Genomic DNA, 958 nt, shown 5'->3' on the forward strand with positions numbered 1-958 from the left:
CTGGCCTATGGCGGGCTGAAGCCGGAAACGCGAGCACGGCTTGAGGCGCTGGGTGAGCAGCTCGACGGCGGCAACGTCGTCCTGCGCCGGATCCGGGCCGATAGCCGGCCGCTGCCCGGTACGCGGCTGATCCGCGAATACGACGGCGTTCAGCACGCGGTCACCGTCCGTGCCGATGACTTCGAGTACGAGGGCCGGCCCTACCGGTCGCTCTCCGCGGTGGCACGGCACATCACCGGCACGCGCTGGAACGGCTGGACCTTCTTCGGGCTGAAGGGGAGGGCAGGCGCATGAGCCGGCGCCAACTGCCCGACGGCGCCATGCCGGCGACAACGAAGAAGCTTCGCTGCGCGGTCTACACGCGCAAGAGCACCGACGAGGGGCTGGAGAAGGAGTTCAACACCCTCGACGCGCAGCGCGAGGCCTGCGAGGCCTACGTCGCCAGCCAGCGCGCCGAGGGCTGGGTCCTGGTCCGCGACCGCTACGACGATGGCGGGTTCTCCGGCGGCACGCTGGAACGGCCGGCGTTGCAGCGCCTGCTGCGCGACGTCGAGACCGATCGGGTCGACGTCATCGTCGTCTACAAGATCGACCGCCTGTCTCGATCGCTGATGGACTTCGCCAAGCTGGTCGAGGCGATGGAGGCGCACGGCGTCACCTTCGTCAGCGTGACGCAGTCCTTCAACACGACGACCAGCATGGGACGGCTGACGCTGAACATCCTGCTGAGCTTCGCGCAGTTCGAGCGCGAGGTGATCGGCGAACGCATCCGCGACAAGTTCGCGGCGTCGCGCGCGCGCGGCATGTGGATGGGCGGCAAGGTGCCGCTCGGCTACGACGTCGCGAACCGCAAGCTGGTGGTGAACGAGGCCGAAGCGCCGCGGGTGCGGCGCGTGTTCGAGCTCTTCGTCGAGACTGGCTCTGGCGTCGAGACCGTGCGCCGCCTGCAGGCCGAGGG

General features: G+C 69.2%; 2 protein-coding genes. Both read left to right on the forward strand.

Annotation, left to right across the window (positions count from 1 at the left end; translation table 11 throughout):
* A partial coding sequence (locus tag ACLF3M_RS35300; RefSeq protein WP_430661696.1) for a DUF2924 domain-containing protein occupies positions 1 to 294 on the forward strand: 294 nt, incomplete at its 5' end.
* Positions 291 to 958: recombinase family protein (locus ACLF3M_RS35305; protein ID WP_430661697.1), on the forward strand; the 668-nt coding region annotated here is incomplete at its 3' end. The genes ACLF3M_RS35300 and ACLF3M_RS35305, both read left to right, overlap by 4 nt.

Source organism: Falsiroseomonas sp. HW251 (assembly GCF_050563545.1).
Classification (GTDB): Bacteria; Pseudomonadota; Alphaproteobacteria; order Acetobacterales; family Acetobacteraceae; genus Falsiroseomonas.